Consider the following 16014-nt stretch of genomic DNA (forward strand, 5'->3'; position numbering starts at 1 on the left):
TCCGGCCGGCCTGCTCCTCGCCCGGCTGCTCCACCGGGCCGGCATCGCCTCCGTGGTGCTGGAGAGCCGCGACCGCGCCTACGTCGGGCACCGCCAGCGCGCCGGAATCCTGGAGCAGGGCACCGTCGACGTACTGCGCGCGGCCGGCGCCGCCGAACGCCTGGACCGCGAGGGCCTGCCCCACGACGGCATCGAGCTGCGTTTCGACCGCAGGCGCCACCGCGTCGACTTCCCGGCCCTCACCGGCGGTCGCCGCGTGACGGTCTACGCCCAGACGGAGGTCTGCAAGGACCTCATCGCCCTCCAACTGGCGGACGGCGGCCCGCTGCTGTTCGAGGCCGAGGCGCTCGCCGTCGAGGGCGCGGGGACCGACCGCCCGCGCGTCCGCTTCCGGCACGAGGGCGTCGAGTCCGTCCTCGACTGCGACCACGTCGTCGGCTGCGACGGTTTCTGGGGCGTGGCCCGCGACGCGATCCCCGCCGAGCGGACCCGGGTCTTCGAGCGGACGTACCCCTACGCCTGGCTCGGCGTCCTCGCCGAGGTCGCCCCCTCCCACCACGAACTCGTCTACGCCCGCCACGACCGCGGTTTCGCCCTGCTCTCCATGCGTTCCCCGTCCGTCTCCCGCCTCTATCTCCAGGTCCCGCCGGGCACGGACGCGGAGAGCTGGAGCGACGACGCCGTCTGGGACGAACTGGAGCGCCGCTTCGAGACGGACGACGACTGGCGGCTGGAGCGCGGCCCGATCACCCAGAAGTCCGTCACCCCCATGCGCTCTTACGTCCACGAGCCCATGCGCCACGGCCGCCTCTTCCTGGCCGGTGACGCCGCGCACATCGTCCCGCCGACCGGCGCGAAGGGGCTGAACCTCGCCGTCGGGGACGTCGTCACCCTCGCGCGGGCCCTGACGTACAAGAGGGAGACCGGCCGTGACGACCTGCTCGACGGCTACTCCGCGACCTGTCTGCGCCGGGTGTGGCAGGCCGAGCGGTTCTCCTACGACATGACGAGCCTCCTGCACCGCGCGCCCGGCGCGACGCCCTTCGAGGAGCGGCTCCAGCTGGCCCGGCTGGAACGGATCGCGACCTCGCGGGCGGCCGAGACGGATCTAGCTGAGGCGTACACCGGGTTTCCCCTGGAAGAAGCGCGGTAAAGCCTCTTCAGAAGGGTCGTCACGGCTTGGTACCAGAGTGCGCGGGGCCGACGGCAAGCCGCGTACCTTGGCAGCACGAGGGAAAGATCCTCCCCAAGCAGTAGGGTCAATCCTTTGCCTACCTATTACTCTTGACGCCAAGGCCGCGTCAGGCGGCCATGGAGGAGTGAAATGAGGAGCAGAAACCCGGTCTTCTCGCGACGGGGGTTCAGCCGCGACAACGGCTACGCGGGCTTCAACACCGCGCCGCAGGCCGGGGGACCCGCTGTCGGCACGCAGGGGAATCCCTACGCACAGGGCAACCCCTACGCGCAGAACCCGTACGCCCAGCAGGACCCGCAGCACGGCGCGCCGCCCCAGGCCCCGGCCACCACCGGCCGGATGACCATGGACGACGTCGTCCTGCGCACCGCCACCACCCTCGGCACGCTGATCGTCACGGCGGCGCTCGCCTGGGCGCTGCTGCCGGTCGACGACGCCCACATCAACCGGTCGTACGGCATCGCGATCGGCGCCGCGCTGATCGCGATGGTGCTGGCGTTCGTCCAGTCCTTCAAGCGCACGCCCGTCCCGGCGCTGATCCTGTCGTACGCGGCGCTCGAGGGTGTCTTCCTCGGCGTCGTCTCCAGCGTCGTCGACAACCGCATCGCGAGCGGCGCGGCCATGCAGGCGGTGATCGGCACGATGGCGGTCTTCGCCGGCGTGCTCATCGCCTACCGGGCGGGCTGGATCCGCGTCAACCGCCGCTTCTACGGCTTCGTCATGGCGGCGGCGCTCGGCTTCGTGCTGCTGATGGCCGTGAACCTGCTGTTCGCGGTCTTCGGCGGCGGTGACGGCCTCGGCTTCCGCAGCGGTCCGCTCGGCATCTTCTTCGGTGTCGTCGGCATCCTGCTCGGCGCCTGCTTCCTCGCCCTCGACTTCAAGCAGGTCGAGGACGGCATCGCCTACGGTGCCCCGAAGGAGGAGGCGTGGCTGGCGGCGTTCGGCCTCACGCTGACGCTGGTCTGGATCTACATGGAGTTCCTGCGGATCCTCGCGATCCTCAACAGCAGCGACTGACACGGAGGTTGATCACGAAGGGCCCCGGTGCGGGAAGCGCCCGGGGCCCTTCGCCATGCCTGTGTGTCTGCGGGTTCGTGTGTCCGTGTGTCTGCGGGTTCGTGGTGCGCGCTACAGCAGGTTGCGCGCGGCCCTTCTCAGGTCGTACTCGTGGATGATCGCCTTGGCGTGGCCGTACGCGAGGTTGTGCTCCGCGCGGAGCCAGCTCACCTTCTCCTCGAAGCGGAAGAGGGCGGGGCCTTCGTCGACGGCGCGGAGCCAGTCGGAGACCGCACGACCGGTGCAGTGCGGAATGCGGGCGAGCAGGTTGCGATGGGTCTCCTCGGAGAGGACGTGGGACATCGGCGCCTCCGGACGCATGGGGTGTGAGCCGGTCCTTCCCGTCACGGTGCCTGAGCGTTCGCCCGTTGGCAACAGTCCCGGGCAGGCCCTACTCTCGCGGCGTGGTGGAAACGAAGCGTCTGACTCAAGCGGTGGATCACTTCGCCGATCGCCTACGGGCCGCTCCGCAGAGCCGGTTGCAGCGGGGTGCCGCCGCCGAGGCACTGGGGCTGGCCAGGGACTTCGCCCGCTGGGCGCAGCGGGTCGAGGACCCCTCGGGGGAGCCGAGGGAGCTGCCGGACGCGGGGATGTTCGCGGTCGCCGACCAGATCACCGTCGCGGTGCACGACCTGGAACTCGTGCTGCGCAGCGACGCCGAGGTCGAGGAGGCGCTGGAGCTGGTGGCCGGGGCGCAGAAACGCGCCGGAGTCTGAACGGGACGTCCGGCGCGCGCGGGGGTGCGGTCAGAGCGACGCTATGACCCGGTCCGCCAGGATGTACACGTTCTCCTCGCCGCACGCGAAGGTGAGCGTGTAGGCGCCGGAGATGCCGGAGCCGCCCAGCAGGAACGGGGTCTCGCCGGCGCGCAGGGCGGCGGCCAGGCGTTCGGCGGTCTCGCGGTGGCCCGGGGTCATGCACAGCGTGGTGCCGTCGGCGAAGACGTAGACGTCGAGTGTGCCCAGCGGGCCCGGCCGTACGTCGGCCAGTTCGACGGCGGACTCGGCGAGCTCCTCCAGCGTGGCCACCGTCCGCTCGTGGTCGTTGACGACGGGCGACTGGACCGGCACGAAGTCCGGGTGCGAGGGGTGGCGGCGGCGGGCGGCAGCCAGTTCGGGCGAGTCCCCCGCGAACTCGTCGGCGTCCGCGCCGGACTCGCTCACCGGCTCCAGCGGCTCCAGGCCCGCGAAGTCGCTGCGGCGGGGCAGGAACAGCTCGCTGTCCGGCAGGCCGAGCAGGGTCGGCGCGTCGGTGTCCCGGCCCTCCTGGGCGGCCCAGAAGGCCCGCGCCTCGGCGAGTTCCCGCTCGCGTTCCTCGGCGAGCGCCTCGGCCACGGCGGCGCGTATCTCGTCGGTGTCGCTGTGGCTGCGCGCGGCCGGCACCGGGGCGCGCGTGGCGGACGCGCGGCCTTCGGCGAGCTGGGTGTGCAGGGCGGCGACCTCGCGGCGCAGCACCAAGAGGGTGCGCAGGACGGCGACGCCCACGGCACCCGTGGCGGTCGTGATGAGCAGCAGGGCGATCGGCATGGCGCTCACTGACGTACTCCCGGTTCAAAGTCGGCCCCCGACTTCCTACATCAGCTTGAAGGGCAAACTAACCAGCTGTCAGTGCGTAACGTCACGAAACGGGCAGGTCTTTCGGTCCGGCGTTTACTGGTGTAACCGCTCTGACCTGGGGAAAGCCCCTGCGGAAGGGAGATAAGTCACATCCTGGGGGAGATTCGATCACAGAACGGCCCGGAACCCGGGGGACTGCCGGGTTCCGGGCCGGAAGGTGACGGCGAGTCCCCTTGCCGCTACGGGGAGTCGGTCAGCTGAGGCGCTCGATGACCATGGCCATGCCCTGGCCGCCGCCGACGCACATCGTCTCCAGACCGAACTGCTTGTCGTGGAACTGGAGGGAGTTGATGAGCGTGCCGGTGATGCGGGCGCCGGTCATGCCGAAGGGGTGTCCGACGGCGATCGCGCCGCCGTTGACGTTCACCTTCTCCAGCGGGATGCCGAGCTCGCGGTAGGAGGGGATCACCTGGGCGGCGAACGCCTCGTTGATCTCCACCAGGTCGATGTCGTCGATGCCGAGGCCGGCCCGGCGCAGCGCCTGCTTGGACGCCTCGACCGGGCCGAGGCCCATGATCTCGGGGGAGAGCCCGGAGACGCCGGTGGAGACGATCCGGGCGAGCGGGGTGAGGCCGAGTTCGCGGGCCTTGGTGTCGGACATGACGACCACGGCGGCGGCGCCGTCGTTCAGCGGGCAGCAGTTGCCGGCCGTGACCAGCCCGTCGGGGCGGAAGACCGGCTTCAGGCCGGAGACGCCCTCCAGGGTGACGCCGGCGCGCGGGCCGTCGTCCTTGGCGACGACCGTGCCGTCGGGCAGCGTGACCGGGGTGATCTCCCGCTCCCAGAAGCCGTTCTTGATGGCTTCCTCGGCGAGGTTCTGCGAGCGGACGCCGAACTCGTCCATGTCCTGGCGGGTGACGCCCTTGATCCGGGCCAGGTTCTCCGCGGTCTGGCCCATCGCGATGTACGCGTCCGGGACCAGGCCGTCCTCGCGCGGGTCGTGCCAGGAGGTGCCCTCCTGTTGCGCGACCTCCGCGGTGCGGGCCTCGGCCTCGGCGAAGAACGGGTTGTGGGTGTCCGGGAGGGAGTCGGAGTTGCCCTTCACGAACCGCGAGACCAGCTCGACACCGGCCGAGATGAAGACGTCGCCCTCGCCGGCCTTGATGGCGTGCAGGGCCATGCGGCTGGTCTGGAGGGAGGAGGAACAGTAGCGGGTGATCGTGCAGCCCGGCAGGTGGTCCATGCCCATCTGGACGGCGACGATCCGGCCCAGGTTGTTGCCCTGTTCGCCGCCGGGGAGGCCGCAGCCGAGCATCAGGTCGTCGATGTCCCGCGGGTCGAGGCCGGGCACCTTCGCGAGGGCCGCCTGGATGATCGTGGCGGTGAGGTCGTCGGGGCGCAGGTCCTTGAGGGAGCCCTTGAAGGCGCGGCCGATGGGGGAGCGGGCGGTCGAGACGATGACGGCTTCGGGCATCACGGCTCCATTGGCGTACGGAAGGGTGGGGCGGGCTGCTTGGGAAGTTACCCGTACGTATGGCCAGGGTCACGCCGATGACGGTGTGACCCTGGCCGCAGTTTTCTAAGCGCTTGCTTTGTCGGCTGGGAGGCTCAGACCCCGGTCGTCCTGGACGGCGTCGGGTCCGGCGCCGGCACCTGCCGCCTCCGCCGCCGCTTGAGCAGCGCCCACGGCCCGCGCGGCCCGGCCGGCATCGCCGCCGTGACCTCGGTGCCCGCCTCCGACGCGGCCTCCGCCGCGGCCCGGGCGACCGGCAGGAACCCCTCGCGGCGGGACGCGTCCGGGCGCTCCTCGTCGGCGGGCCACAGGCTCAGGGCCGCGCAGACGGTGGGGAGCATGGCCATCGCCGCGGTGGCGTACCCCTCCGCCGAGGGGTGGTAGTGGTCGGGTCCGAACAGCTCGCGGGGGTTCGCCATGAACTCCGGGCCCAGCAGATCGCCCAGCGACACCGTGCGCCCGCCCTGCTCGACCGCGCCGATCGTCTGGGCGGCGGCGAGCTGGCGCGAGGCGCGCCGGGCCAGCCAGCGCAGCGGCTGGCCCACCGGCTCGATCGTGCCCAGGTCGGGACAGGTGCCGACGACGACCTCCGCGCCGGCCGTGCGCAGCCGGCGCACCGCCGCCGACAGGTGACGCACCGAGCGGGTCGGCGGCATCCGGTGGGTGACGTCGTTGGCGCCGATCATGATCACGCACACGTCGGGCACCCGGGCCGGGTCCGCGAGGGTGAGGGCCACCTGGCGGTCCAGGTCGTCCGACTGGGCGCCCGGCAGGGCCACGCAGCGCAGCTCGACCGGGCGTTCGGCCACCGCCGCCAGCCCGGACGCCAGCAGCGCCCCCGGGGTCTGGGACGCCCGGTGGACGCCCTGTCCCGCGGCCGTGGAGTCGCCGAGCATGGTCAGCCGCAGCGCGGGTTCGCCCGGACCGCCGTAGGTGCCCCCCGTCGCTGCCCCGGCCGCGCCCGGCCGGGGGTGTCCGCCTCCGTACCCCCCTCCGTATCGGCCGTCCGTGCTCGGCACATGGCCGCTCGGGCCGTTGCCCACGTGCCGCTTCACGAAGCGCACCTCGGCCAGCACCAGACCGACCACCGCCGCGCCGACCAGACCGGCCCCGCCGCCGCCGTACGCGGCACCGGTCGCGATCCGCCGGGCCACCCGCGCCCTCGACATGCTCGTCATTCCGCGCCGCCACCTCCTCGTAGCCGTCATCCACTCCTTGCCCCGAACCGACCGTCGCCCAATCTCGACAGTCAGTGAACGGATGCCTCACCGCTTAGGCTGGCTGGACCGAACACGACCACTTCTTCTTTTGCAGCAACCGGAGACAACGGTGCAATTCCACGACTCGATGATCAGCCTCGTCGGCAACACCCCGCTGGTGAGGCTCAACAGCGTGACCGCGGGCATCCAGGCGACCGTTCTCGCCAAGGTGGAGTACTTCAACCCCGGCGGTTCCGTGAAGGACCGCATCGCGCTGCGCATGATCGAGGCGGCCGAGGAGAGCGGGGAACTGCTGCCCGGCGGCACGATCGTCGAACCGACCAGCGGGAACACCGGCGTCGGCCTCGCCATCGTGGCCCAGCAGAAGGGGTACAAGTGCATCTTCGTCTGCCCCGACAAGGTGTCCACGGACAAGATCAACGTGCTGCGCGCGTACGGCGCCGAGGTGGTCGTCTGCCCCACCGCCGTGGACCCGAGTCACCCCGACTCCTACTACAACGTCTCCGACCGGCTGGTCCGTGAGACACCGGGTGCCTGGAAGCCGGACCAGTACTCCAACCCCCACAACCCGCTCTCCCACTACCACTCGACCGGCCCCGAGCTGTGGGAGCAGACCGAGGGGAAGATCACCCACTTCGTGACGGGTGTCGGCACCGGCGGGACCATCTCCGGCACCGGCCGCTACCTGAAGGACGCCAGTGACGGCGCCGTGCGCGTGATCGGCGCGGACCCCGAGGGCTCGGTCTACTCCGGCGGCTCCGGGCGGCCGTACCTCGTCGAGGGCGTCGGCGAGGACTTCTGGCCGACCGCCTACGACCGGACCGTCGCGGACGAGATCGTCGCCGTGTCCGACAAGGACTCCTTCCAGATGACCCGCCGGCTCGCCAAGGAGGAGGGGCTGCTGGTCGGCGGCTCCTGCGGCATGGCCGTGGTGGCGGCGCTGCGGGTGGCCGAGCGGCTCGGTCCCGACGACGTCGTGGTGGTCCTGCTCCCGGACAGCGGGCGCGGCTACCTCAGCAAGATCTTCAACGACGAGTGGATCGGCCAGCACGGCTTCAGCGAAGAGGCGGCGACGGAGCCGACCGCCGGAGACGTGCTGAAGCAGAAGGAGGGAGGCGAGATCCCGCACTTCGTGCACATGCACCCCAACGAGACCGTCGGCGCCGCGATCGAGGTGCTGAGGGAGTTCGGGGTGTCGCAGATGCCGGTGGTGGCCAAGGGCGCAGGGCATCCCGACGTGATGGCGCCCGAGGTGATCGGGGCCGTGGACGAGCGGGTGCTCCTGCACGCGCTCTTCGCCGATCGCGCCGGGTCGGGAGACCCGATCGAGAAGCACATGAGCCCGCCGCTGCCGGTCGTCGGATCGGGGGAGCCGGTGGCGCGGATGATGTCCGTGCTGGAAGGACGGGACGCGGCGGTGGTCCTGGTGGACGGCAAGCCCACCGGGGTGATCACCCGGCAGGACCTCCTGGCCTTCCTCGCCGACGCCACCCACTGACGGCACGTCCCCCCGGGCCGGCGACCCGGGCGCGGCGCCCGGGTCGCCGTCGTCCCCGACCGGCGACGGCGGGGGGTTCGGCGCCCGGTGTCCTGAGCCGGCCGGATCCGCGGTCTTCCTCGCCGAGGGCGGGAAGCGGTGGTGAACGTGCGGTGAATGGGGCGCGTCGGCGGCGATCCTGCGGTTTCGCGCCACGAGGCGGGACTTCGCGGAAGTGGTACGAGCGCGTCACGTCCGCGCAGCACCGGCTTAACACGCGTGCGGCAGATTGGTGGACGTCGGCAGGGCGGGAGCGGCTCCCCGCCTCGCCGGCACAGAAACGGCGTCACGGACTTCCGGAGCGGCTCCCGGACCTCCACCGACGCCCAGGACGCGACAGCCTGGCCTGACCCGGCCCGCGTCCGCTGCGCGGGGACCGCCGTCGTCCCGCCCTCCCGGCAACGGGGGGTGCGGCGGTCCCCGCGCACAACTCTGCGCGCACCTTCTCCCCGTACCCCTGGCGCGCCGCGCGCGGCGGTCAGTCCTCCCAGTCGCTGTCCTGGGACCCCGGCCTGTTCTCCCGGCGACGGGAGAACAGGCCGGGGTGCAGGCGTACGGTCTGCACCACGTTGACGCCGACGATGCCGCCCCAGGCGACGAGCAGGCCGGGCAGGCCCGAGATGCCGGCGCCGATCCCGGAGAGCGGGATCGCCAGGACCAGCGAGACGACCGAGAAGCCGAACCGCTCCCCCCACGAGTCCGTCGACTTCGGCGCCCGGGAGCCGCGGGCGGTCACCATCTGCTGCTCGGCGACCTGTCGGCGTACCCGGCGCTCCACCGCGCCGTCGATGCGCTGGTCGATCTTGGCCAGGAACGAGTCGACCAGCGCGGACTCGTACTCCTCGCCCAGTTCCCTGCGGGCCTGCAAAGTGGCGTCGAGTTCCTTCTTGAGCTCGGTGTCCCGCGCGTCGATTCCGGTCATGGGCTCAGATTAGGGAGCCGTGGCCCCCCGCCGCACTGGGGATAGCCCCCCTCTCGCCGGTCCGCTCCGGGCCGGATCCTGAGATGTCCCTTGCCGGGCTGTATAACGACATGCAGAGTTCTCGGTGGCTGAATAGGGAGGGGAGTCGGATCGCTGTGTCGTCTCGGTCGTCCCAGTCGTCCCGGAGCGTGGACGCGTCCGTCGTGGTGCAGGCCGGGCCGCCCGCGAGCACCGGCCCGGTGGTCCTGGACGGACGCGGGCTCGGCGTCACGGACATCGTCCGGCTCGCCGACGGCAGCGCCCGCCCGGTCCCGGGCCCGGACGGTGTGCGCCGGGCCACCGAGTCCTGGAACGCGGCCCGGCAGATCGCCGCCACCGGCCGCGTCTACGGCCGCTCGACCGGCGTCGGCGCCAACCGCAACGAGGCCGTGCCCACCGACGCGGCGGCCGGACACGGCCTCCGGCTGCTGCGCAGCCACGCCGGCGCCATAGGCGCGGAACTCCCGGCCCGCGAGGTCCGCGCGATGCTCGCCGTCCGCGCCAACCAACTCCTCGCCGGCGGCGCGGGGTTGAGACCCAGCGTCGTCACGGCGCTGTGCGGGGCGCTGGAGAGCGGGGCGTATCCGGTCGTCAACGAATTCGGCTCGGTCGGCACCGGCGACATCGCCGCCCTCGCCCAGGTCGGCCTGGCGCTGGCCGGCGAGCACCCCTGGCGGGGCGCCGGCGCCCCCGAGCCGCAGCCCCTCGACAACAACGACGCGCTCGCCCTGATGAGCAGCAACGCCCTCACCCTCGGCCAGTCCGCGCTCGCCCTGCACGAACTGCGCGGACTCGTCGGCGCCACCCAGGTCGTCGCCGCGCTCTCCCTGCTCGCCGTCGACGGCTCCCACGAGCCCTACGCCGCCCCCGTGCACGCCGCCCGCCCGCACCGCGGTTCCAGCGAAGTCGCCCGCCGCATGCGGGAGTTGATCGGTGCCGCCGACCGGCCGACGCCACCGCTCGGCCGTATCCAGGACCCGTACGGCTTCCGCTGCCTGCCGCAGATCCACGGGCCCGCGCACGACGCGGCGGACGCCCTGGAGGAGGTCCTGGCGATCGAGGTCAACGCGGCGGCCGAGAACCCCCTCATCTCGCCCGAAGACCTCGCCGCCTACCACCACGGCGGCTTCTACCAGGCCCAACTCGGCCTGGCCCTGGACCACTTCAGGCTCTCCCTCACTCAGGTGGCCCGGCTCTCCACCTCCCGGCTCTCCACCCTCAACGAGCCCGCCTTCACCCGCCTCAAGCCCTTCCTCGCCGACCAGGAGCCCGCCGCGTCCGGCGTGATGATCCTGGAGTACGCCGCCGGGGCCGCCCTCGGCGAACTGCGCGCCCTCTCCGCCCCCGCCTCGCTCGGCCACGCTGTACTCTCCCGGGGCGTCGAGGAACAGGCCAGCTTCGCCTCGCTCGCCGCCCGTCAGACGCTGCGGGCCGGCCGCGCGTTCCGGCTCGTCGTCGGCTGCGAACTCGTCGCCGCCGTACGGGCGTTGCGCCAGCGCGACCTGCGGCCCGGCCCCGACCTGCCGGTGGGCCGCGCGCTGGAACTGGCCGAGGCGCTGCTCGACGACGACCCGGCCGACCGGCCGCTCACCGACGATGTGACGGTGGCGGCCGGAGTGCTGGACCGGTTCACGGAGATCTGGAGGGGGAGCACGTCATGAACGGGACCGACAGCCCGGCCGCACGGTTGCAGGCACTCTTCGAGGGGCACCGGCTCACGCCGACCCAGCGGCGCATCGCCCACAGCATGGTGCGCCGCGCCGCCGACGTGCCGTTCCTGTCCAGCGTGGAACTGGCCGAACTGGCCGGCGTCAGCCAGCCCTCCGTCACCCGCTTCGCCGTCGCCCTCGGCTTCGACGGCTACCCGGCGCTCCGCCGGCACCTGCGCGAGGTCGCGCCCGCCGGGACGGCCGTGGACACGGCGTCGTACAACGCGTACCAGCAGGCCGTCGAGGCGGAGATCGAGAACCTCAAGCACCTCGCGGAGATCCTCGCCGACCCCCGGCCGGTCGTGCGGGCCGGCCGGCTGCTCGCCGCTTCGCGCCCGCTGCCGGTGCTCGGGCTGCGCGCGGCGGCCTCCCAGGCGTACGGCTTCGCGTACTTCGCCGCCAAGGTCCATCCGGACGTACGGCTGCTCGACGAGGGCGGCACGATGGTCCGCGACCGGATCGACGCGGCGGTCCGGGCCGGTGCCGACGCGCTGCTCTGCTTCGCGCTGCCCCGGCATCCGCGCGAGGTGGTGGACATCCTGGCGTATGCCAGGGAGGCCGGCCTGAGCGTGGTCACCGTCGCCGACTCGGCGTTCGCGCCGGTCGCCAAGGTGTCCGACCTGCTGATCCCGGCCGCCGTGGGCACCGGGCTCGCCTTCGACACGGCGTGCGCGCCGATGCTCCTCGGCCGGGTCCTGCTGGAGGCGATGTGCGACGAACTCCCCGACGCGCAGGCCCGGTTGGAGGAGTTCGACGCGCGGGCGGCGGCGCGGGGGCTCTTCGTGGAGTGAGCGCGCCGCGCCGCCCGCCGTCCTCTCAGACTCGTCTCACGTTCGCTGAGTATTCTCCCGGCCGACACAATTGTGCCGGGACGAGCAGGAGGCGGGACGTGGCACGCGGAGATCGCAGGGCTCAGGGTCTGGCCAGGGTGGCTGTCGTCGTACGGGCCGGGGCCGCCCCGATGTGGTGGTCCGGGGTGTTCGCGGCCGGCGTCGGCGTGCTGCTGCCGGGCCTCACCGGGCGGCGGATCGGGGTGCTGGCCGGGGCCGCGCTCTTCATCGTCGCGACGGCCGTGCTGGCCGGCCGGCACCGCAAGCGCTACGCCGCCCTGGCCCGCGGCGCCGCCCGGGCCGGCCGGCACGACGTGCTCCAGGACCGGGCGGTGACCGTCCGCAACTGGCGCCGCGCGCACCGTTGGTGGCTGCTGGGCGCCTTCGCGGTGGCGCTGGCCAGTTCGCTGGCGGTGCCCGCGGCGGGCGGCCTGCTGCTCGCCGGGGCCGGTACCGGACTGCGTCTCAAGGCCGCCTGGCTGGGCCACCGCGAGCGCGCCGACGACGTACTGCTGTGGGTGCGGGTCGACGGGCTCGACCGGCGGGCCGGCGCCCCCGCGGGCAAGCCGGTCAGGGCCTACCGCTGCACGGGCATCGCCGCCGGCGACGCCACCCCGGGCGGGGCGCGCCGCCGCGGCGACGTACTGGTATAGCGGGTACGGACCCTAGACCTCCAGGTCCGTCTCGATCTTCTTCAGCTGGTGCCGGGCCATCGCCAGGTTGGCCCGGGTGGCGTCCAGGACCAGGTAGAGGAAGAGGCCGTTGCCGCCGCGTCCCTTGAGCAGCCGGATCAGGTGGTACTGGCTCGACAGGGTGATCAGGATGTCCTCGATCTCGCCCTTCAGGCCGAGGTGTTCCATGGTGCGCAGCTTGGAGCGGACCACGTCGGTGTTGCCGGCCGCGGCGACCCCCAGGTCGAAGGTCTTGCTGCCGCCCATCGTGCCCAGCGCCATACCGCTGGTGTAGTCGACGAGCGCGACGCCGGTGGCGCCCTCGATGGAGGTCAGTGCCTCTTTGAGCGAGGTCTCGGTGTTGGCCATGACGGATGTTTCCTCTCAGCTTTCCGTGGTGGAGCGCGCGTTGGCGGTGCTCGTGGTGCGTGGGGAGCGCGCGGTTCTGGTACGTGCGGTGGTGGTCCTGGCGGAGGGTTCGGCGGCGCTCGGCGCGGGCGCCCCGGCCGCGAGCAGTTCCTCGATACGGGCCCCGGCGCGCCGCCCCTCCAGATGGAGCCGGCCGACGTTGACCCGGTCCTGGGCGAGCAGCGTCAGGACGGCGCCGGGGCCGGCCGCGTAGGTGGCGACATAGCCGTAGACCCCTCGGACGAGCAGCTCGCGGAAGTCGCCCTGCCCGGTGGCGTCGGCCATCCGCACGGCCGTGCCGAGCGCGTCGGCGGTGAGCGCGGCGACCCGCTCCGGCTCGACGCCCGGGGTGTCCTGGGCGAGGACCGATCCGTCGACGCCGGCCGCGAGCGCCCCGGTCAGCTGCGGCACCCGGGCTCTCAACCGGCGCAGCTCGTCCAGGATTTCGGCCTCGGAGGCCATCGGGTCTCTCCTCTCGGCGCGTGGGCGCGGCCGCTCAAAGGGCCTCCAGCGCATCCCTGAGCCTCTTCAGCAGGGTGATCTCCGGATCGGTGTCGGCGGGCGGCGGCGGGGGCGGCGGCAGGGGTGGGCGGGGGTCGACGGCCCCGGCCGCCACCAGCCGCCGCACGTCCACCAGGGTGGGGAACGCGCGCCGGCCCAGCAGCCGCGCGATCTCCGGCGCGGTCCGTACGCCGTCCACCAGGGCCAGTACCGTGCGCTGGCGGGCGGTGAGCGGGGGTACGGCGACCGGGTCGGCCCGCACCAGCGGTGTGCCGTCGGTCGCCGCGTCGGGCCAGATGCGGTGCAGCAGGTCGCGGCGGCGCAGCGTCTCGTGCTCCAGGGCGGCCACCGGGACCGCCAGCGGGGAGCCGGGCCGGTGCGTGACGCCGTAGCGGAAACGGCCCGGGGTGGAGCTGGGCGAGAGGACGAAGTACGCGGCGTCGTAGAGCGCCCCCAGATGGCAGAGTTCCAGCGCGCCCAGGGTGATCAGGCCGCCGTCGAGCAGCAGGCGGCCGGCGCCGTGCCGTTCGTCGGCCGCGTCGCACGCCGCCCGCCAGGCCTCGGCGTGCAGGGTGCCGCGCGCGGTGAGGAGCAGGCCGAGGCCGGCCGCGGCCGGGCTCTCGGCGTGCACCACCTCGCCCTCGACGAGGTGGAGGCTGCCGCGCTCCCGGACGAGGACGCCGGTGGCCCGTTCGGCGGCGAGCCGGGTCAGCATCGGCGACACCCCGCCCCAGGCCCGGTCGCCGGCGCCCGCCTTGTCCCGTACGGGCAGTCGCGGCGGCGGGGTGCGCAGAGCGGTCATCCCAGCACCAGCTGTCCGGCCATCTCGCCGAGCCGGATGCGGGCCAGCGCGAGATTGCCGTCCGCGCGGGCCAGCCACAGGTGCAGGAACACACTGCTCTCGAACGACGTCCGGACGAACCAGAGCACGTGGTAGCTGTCGCGGTTGCTGATGATGAGGTCCTCGACCGGCGGATCGGCGGTGTCGGCGCCGCCCTCCTCCGGGTCCGGGGCCGCCGCGAACACCCCCTGTTCCGCCGCCAGCCGGGCCAGCTCCGCCGCCTCCGCGGCACTGGCCTCCCGGTCGCCGCCCGGCGCCTCCCCCACGGAGCCCAGGGCGAGTCCGCTGGTCCAGTCGACCAGCGCGGCGCCCCGGGCACCGGGCAGTCGCATGGCCTCCAGCAAGCACTCATCGATTCCGGGCACCGTGGCTCCCTCCCGCCTGGACGTGTCGGCTGAGTGACGCCGAAACTACGCACGGTGTGCCGGGCGAGGGAGGGTTCCGGCATTTTCCGGTGGAACATGCCCCCAGCGACTAAGGTCGGTCAACTAACCCTTTTTTCCCACCAGTTGAATCGCGGGGCCACGGGGGTGCGTCAACGGCTCCCGGCTGCGCCCAGGGTGGTGAGGGAGTCGGCGTGCGCCCCTCCGGATTCGGCCACGATCTCCGCCACCGTCTGCGGCTCGCGCACCGTCGCGAACGCCACGCCGCCCGACCCGTCCGGGACGAAGCCGTAAATGCCGGGCCGGGCAAGGGAGTTGTAGGCGTAGTGGGCCGAGAAGTAGTACGCGCCGGTGTCCAGCGCCGCCACGTGGTCACCCTGTTCCAGGAGGGGCAGGGCGCGTCCCTCGGCGAGCAGATCCCCCGCGAAGCAGGCCGGGCCCGCCACGTCCTGGACCACGTCCGGGCCCGCCTTGGGCCGCCCCTCCGCGTCGTACGCGGCGATCCGCAGCGGCCAGGACTCCGGCGCGTAGACGGTCCGCGTGGCGACCTGCACGCCCGCGTGGGTGACCGCGACCCGGCGCCCGCCGGCGCTCTTGGCGTACTCGACCCGGGCCACCACCGTGCCGTGCTTGGCCAGCAGTGACCGCCCGAACTCCGTCACCAGCCCGTACCGCCCGCCGAACAGCTCCGGCACCGCCTCGCCGAGCAGCCGTACGTACCGCGCGTACGTCGGCGCCGTCGCGTCGGAGCCGAAGTCGACCGCCAGTCCGCCGCCGATGTCCAGGGTGTCGATCTGCCGGTGCCCGATCCGCGCGTTGATCTCCCCGGCCAGCGCGTGCAGCCGCGCCACGCCCTGCGCCATCAGCGACAGCGGCATGCCCTGCGAGCCGACGTGCGCGTGCAGCCGGGTCAGCCACGGCCGCTCCGCGAAGGCCCCTACGATCCACTCGCGGGCGCCCTCGTCGCACAGCGCCACCCCGAACTTCGAGGTCGCCGTGGCCGTCGAGAGGGCCGCGATGGAACCCCCGCCGACCTGCGGGTTCACCCGGAGTCCGAGCGGGGAGCGGTGCGGTGCCGACCGCATCAGACCGTCGACGCGGCGCAGTTCCTGCGGGCTGTCGACGTTGACCGCGATGCCCTGGGCGAGTGCCTCGCGCAGCTCCGCCGCCGTCTTCGCGGGCGCGTCCAGGACCGTCCGCGCGGGCGGCACTCCCGCCGCGCGGGCCAGCGCGAGTTCACCCGGGCTCGCCACCTCCGCGCCGATCCCCGCCTCGTGCAGCAGCCGTACCACCGGCACCAGCGGGGAGGCCTTCACCGCGAACGCGTGCAGCACCGGTGTCCCCGGCGCGACCCGCGCGTCGAAGGCGGCCCGCAGTCCGGCGGCCGAGTCGCGGATGCCGGTGACGTCCAGCAGGGCGGCGACCGGGGCGGCGGGCCCGAGCAGGCCCCGCTCCACGGCGGCCCGGACCGCCAGGTCCCGGCGCGCGACCCGCTCGGCCCCGTCCCTGTCCGTCCCGCTGGGGGCCCCGCCGCCTTCCCCGTCTCCGTCGCCCACTGCTTCCCCTGCCTGTTCCGTCGTCGCCGTGACCGCACCTCCGGCCGAACATTCAGAGCATGCCCAGAACGGCACCC

General features: G+C 73.1%; 17 protein-coding genes. 7 read left to right on the forward strand and 10 right to left on the reverse strand.

Annotation, left to right across the window (positions count from 1 at the left end; translation table 11 throughout):
* Both ABZT12_RS15905 and ABZT12_RS15910 read left to right on the forward strand, forming a co-directional pair.
* The coding region (locus tag ABZT12_RS15905; protein ID WP_356383537.1) for a 4-hydroxybenzoate 3-monooxygenase at nt 1–1153 on the forward strand (1153 nt) is incomplete at its 5' end.
* Between the two features lie 171 nt (nt 1154–1324).
* On the forward strand, nt 1325–2212 hold the full coding sequence (locus tag ABZT12_RS15910; RefSeq protein ID WP_356383540.1) for a Bax inhibitor-1/YccA family protein: 888 nt from the start codon (nt 1325–1327) through the stop codon (nt 2210–2212).
* A 111-nt stretch (nt 2213–2323) separates the two neighbouring features.
* On the opposite strand, the gene ABZT12_RS15915 is transcribed toward ABZT12_RS15910, so the two are convergent.
* Complete coding sequence (locus tag ABZT12_RS15915; RefSeq protein ID WP_356383713.1) at nt 2324–2554, reverse strand: DUF4287 domain-containing protein; 231 nt, start codon at nt 2552–2554, stop codon at nt 2324–2326.
* A 101-nt stretch (nt 2555–2655) separates the two neighbouring features.
* On the opposite strand from ABZT12_RS15915, the gene ABZT12_RS15920 reads away from it, so the two are divergent.
* Nucleotides 2656–2967, forward strand: coding sequence for a hypothetical protein (locus ABZT12_RS15920; RefSeq protein WP_356383542.1), 312 nt, complete (start codon nt 2656–2658; stop codon nt 2965–2967).
* A gap of 30 nt (nt 2968–2997) precedes the next feature.
* Here ABZT12_RS15920 and ABZT12_RS15925 read toward each other — a convergent pair whose 3' ends face one another.
* From ABZT12_RS15925 to ABZT12_RS15935, 3 genes are all read right to left on the reverse strand, one after another.
* Nucleotides 2998–3786, reverse strand: coding sequence for a hypothetical protein (locus ABZT12_RS15925; RefSeq protein WP_356383545.1), 789 nt, complete (start codon nt 3784–3786; stop codon nt 2998–3000).
* Nucleotides 3787–4060: 274 nt separating this feature from the next.
* On the reverse strand, nt 4061–5281 hold the full coding sequence (locus ABZT12_RS15930; protein ID WP_356383548.1) for an acetyl-CoA C-acetyltransferase: 1221 nt from the start codon (nt 5279–5281) through the stop codon (nt 4061–4063).
* 134 nt (nt 5282–5415) lie between these two features.
* Nucleotides 5416–6498, reverse strand: coding sequence for an SGNH/GDSL hydrolase family protein (locus tag ABZT12_RS15935; RefSeq protein ID WP_356383551.1), 1083 nt, complete (start codon nt 6496–6498; stop codon nt 5416–5418).
* A 151-nt stretch (nt 6499–6649) separates the two neighbouring features.
* Between ABZT12_RS15935 and ABZT12_RS15940 the strand changes: the two genes are divergently transcribed.
* A complete protein-coding gene (locus tag ABZT12_RS15940; RefSeq protein WP_356383553.1) occupies nt 6650–8038 on the forward strand; it encodes a cystathionine beta-synthase in 1389 nt (462 codons plus the stop codon).
* 517 nt (nt 8039–8555) lie between these two features.
* Here ABZT12_RS15940 and ABZT12_RS15945 read toward each other — a convergent pair.
* Nucleotides 8556–8999, reverse strand: coding sequence for a hypothetical protein (locus ABZT12_RS15945; protein WP_356383556.1), 444 nt, complete (start codon nt 8997–8999; stop codon nt 8556–8558).
* Nucleotides 9000–9187: 188 nt separating this feature from the next.
* On the opposite strand from ABZT12_RS15945, the gene ABZT12_RS15950 reads away from it, so the two are divergent.
* From ABZT12_RS15950 to ABZT12_RS15960, 3 genes are all read left to right on the forward strand, one after another.
* Complete coding sequence (locus ABZT12_RS15950) at nt 9188–10699, forward strand: aromatic amino acid ammonia-lyase (protein ID WP_356383559.1); 1512 nt, start codon at nt 9188–9190, stop codon at nt 10697–10699.
* The gene (locus ABZT12_RS15955; protein WP_356383562.1) at nt 10696–11538 is read left to right on the forward strand and encodes a MurR/RpiR family transcriptional regulator; all 843 of its coding nucleotides are present in this window, start codon (nt 10696–10698) and stop codon (nt 11536–11538) included. The genes ABZT12_RS15950 and ABZT12_RS15955 overlap by 4 nt, the downstream gene beginning before the upstream one ends.
* Before the next feature lie 98 nt (nt 11539–11636).
* Entirely contained in the window at nt 11637–12230 is a 594-nt protein-coding gene (locus ABZT12_RS15960; protein ID WP_356383565.1) for a hypothetical protein, read from the forward strand.
* Nucleotides 12231–12242: 12 nt separating this feature from the next.
* Here the strand turns inward: ABZT12_RS15960 and ABZT12_RS15965 are convergent, their stop codons facing one another.
* The 5 genes from ABZT12_RS15965 to ABZT12_RS15985 all read right to left on the reverse strand — a co-directional run bounded on the left by ABZT12_RS15965 (nt 12243) and on the right by ABZT12_RS15985 (nt 15937).
* The gene (locus tag ABZT12_RS15965) at nt 12243–12617 is read right to left on the reverse strand and encodes a hypothetical protein (RefSeq protein ID WP_356383568.1); all 375 of its coding nucleotides are present in this window, start codon (nt 12615–12617) and stop codon (nt 12243–12245) included.
* Between the two features lie 15 nt (nt 12618–12632).
* Nucleotides 12633–13118, reverse strand: a complete 486-nt coding sequence (locus tag ABZT12_RS15970; protein ID WP_356383571.1) for a roadblock/LC7 domain-containing protein — start codon at nt 13116–13118, stop codon at nt 12633–12635.
* 34 nt (nt 13119–13152) lie between these two features.
* On the reverse strand, nt 13153–13959 hold the full coding sequence (locus ABZT12_RS15975; protein WP_356383574.1) for a transcriptional regulator: 807 nt from the start codon (nt 13957–13959) through the stop codon (nt 13153–13155).
* The gene (locus ABZT12_RS15980; protein WP_356383577.1) at nt 13956–14363 is read right to left on the reverse strand and encodes a hypothetical protein; all 408 of its coding nucleotides are present in this window, start codon (nt 14361–14363) and stop codon (nt 13956–13958) included. Before ABZT12_RS15980 ends, ABZT12_RS15975 begins: the two co-directional genes overlap by 4 nt.
* Before the next feature lie 170 nt (nt 14364–14533).
* Complete coding sequence (locus ABZT12_RS15985) at nt 14534–15937, reverse strand: diaminopimelate decarboxylase (RefSeq protein WP_356383578.1); 1404 nt, start codon at nt 15935–15937, stop codon at nt 14534–14536.
* Nucleotides 15938–16014 lie beyond the last annotated feature (77 nt).

It is taken from the genome of Streptomyces sp. NPDC005423, assembly GCF_040606415.1.
Taxonomy (GTDB): domain Bacteria; phylum Actinomycetota; class Actinomycetes; order Streptomycetales; family Streptomycetaceae; genus Streptomyces.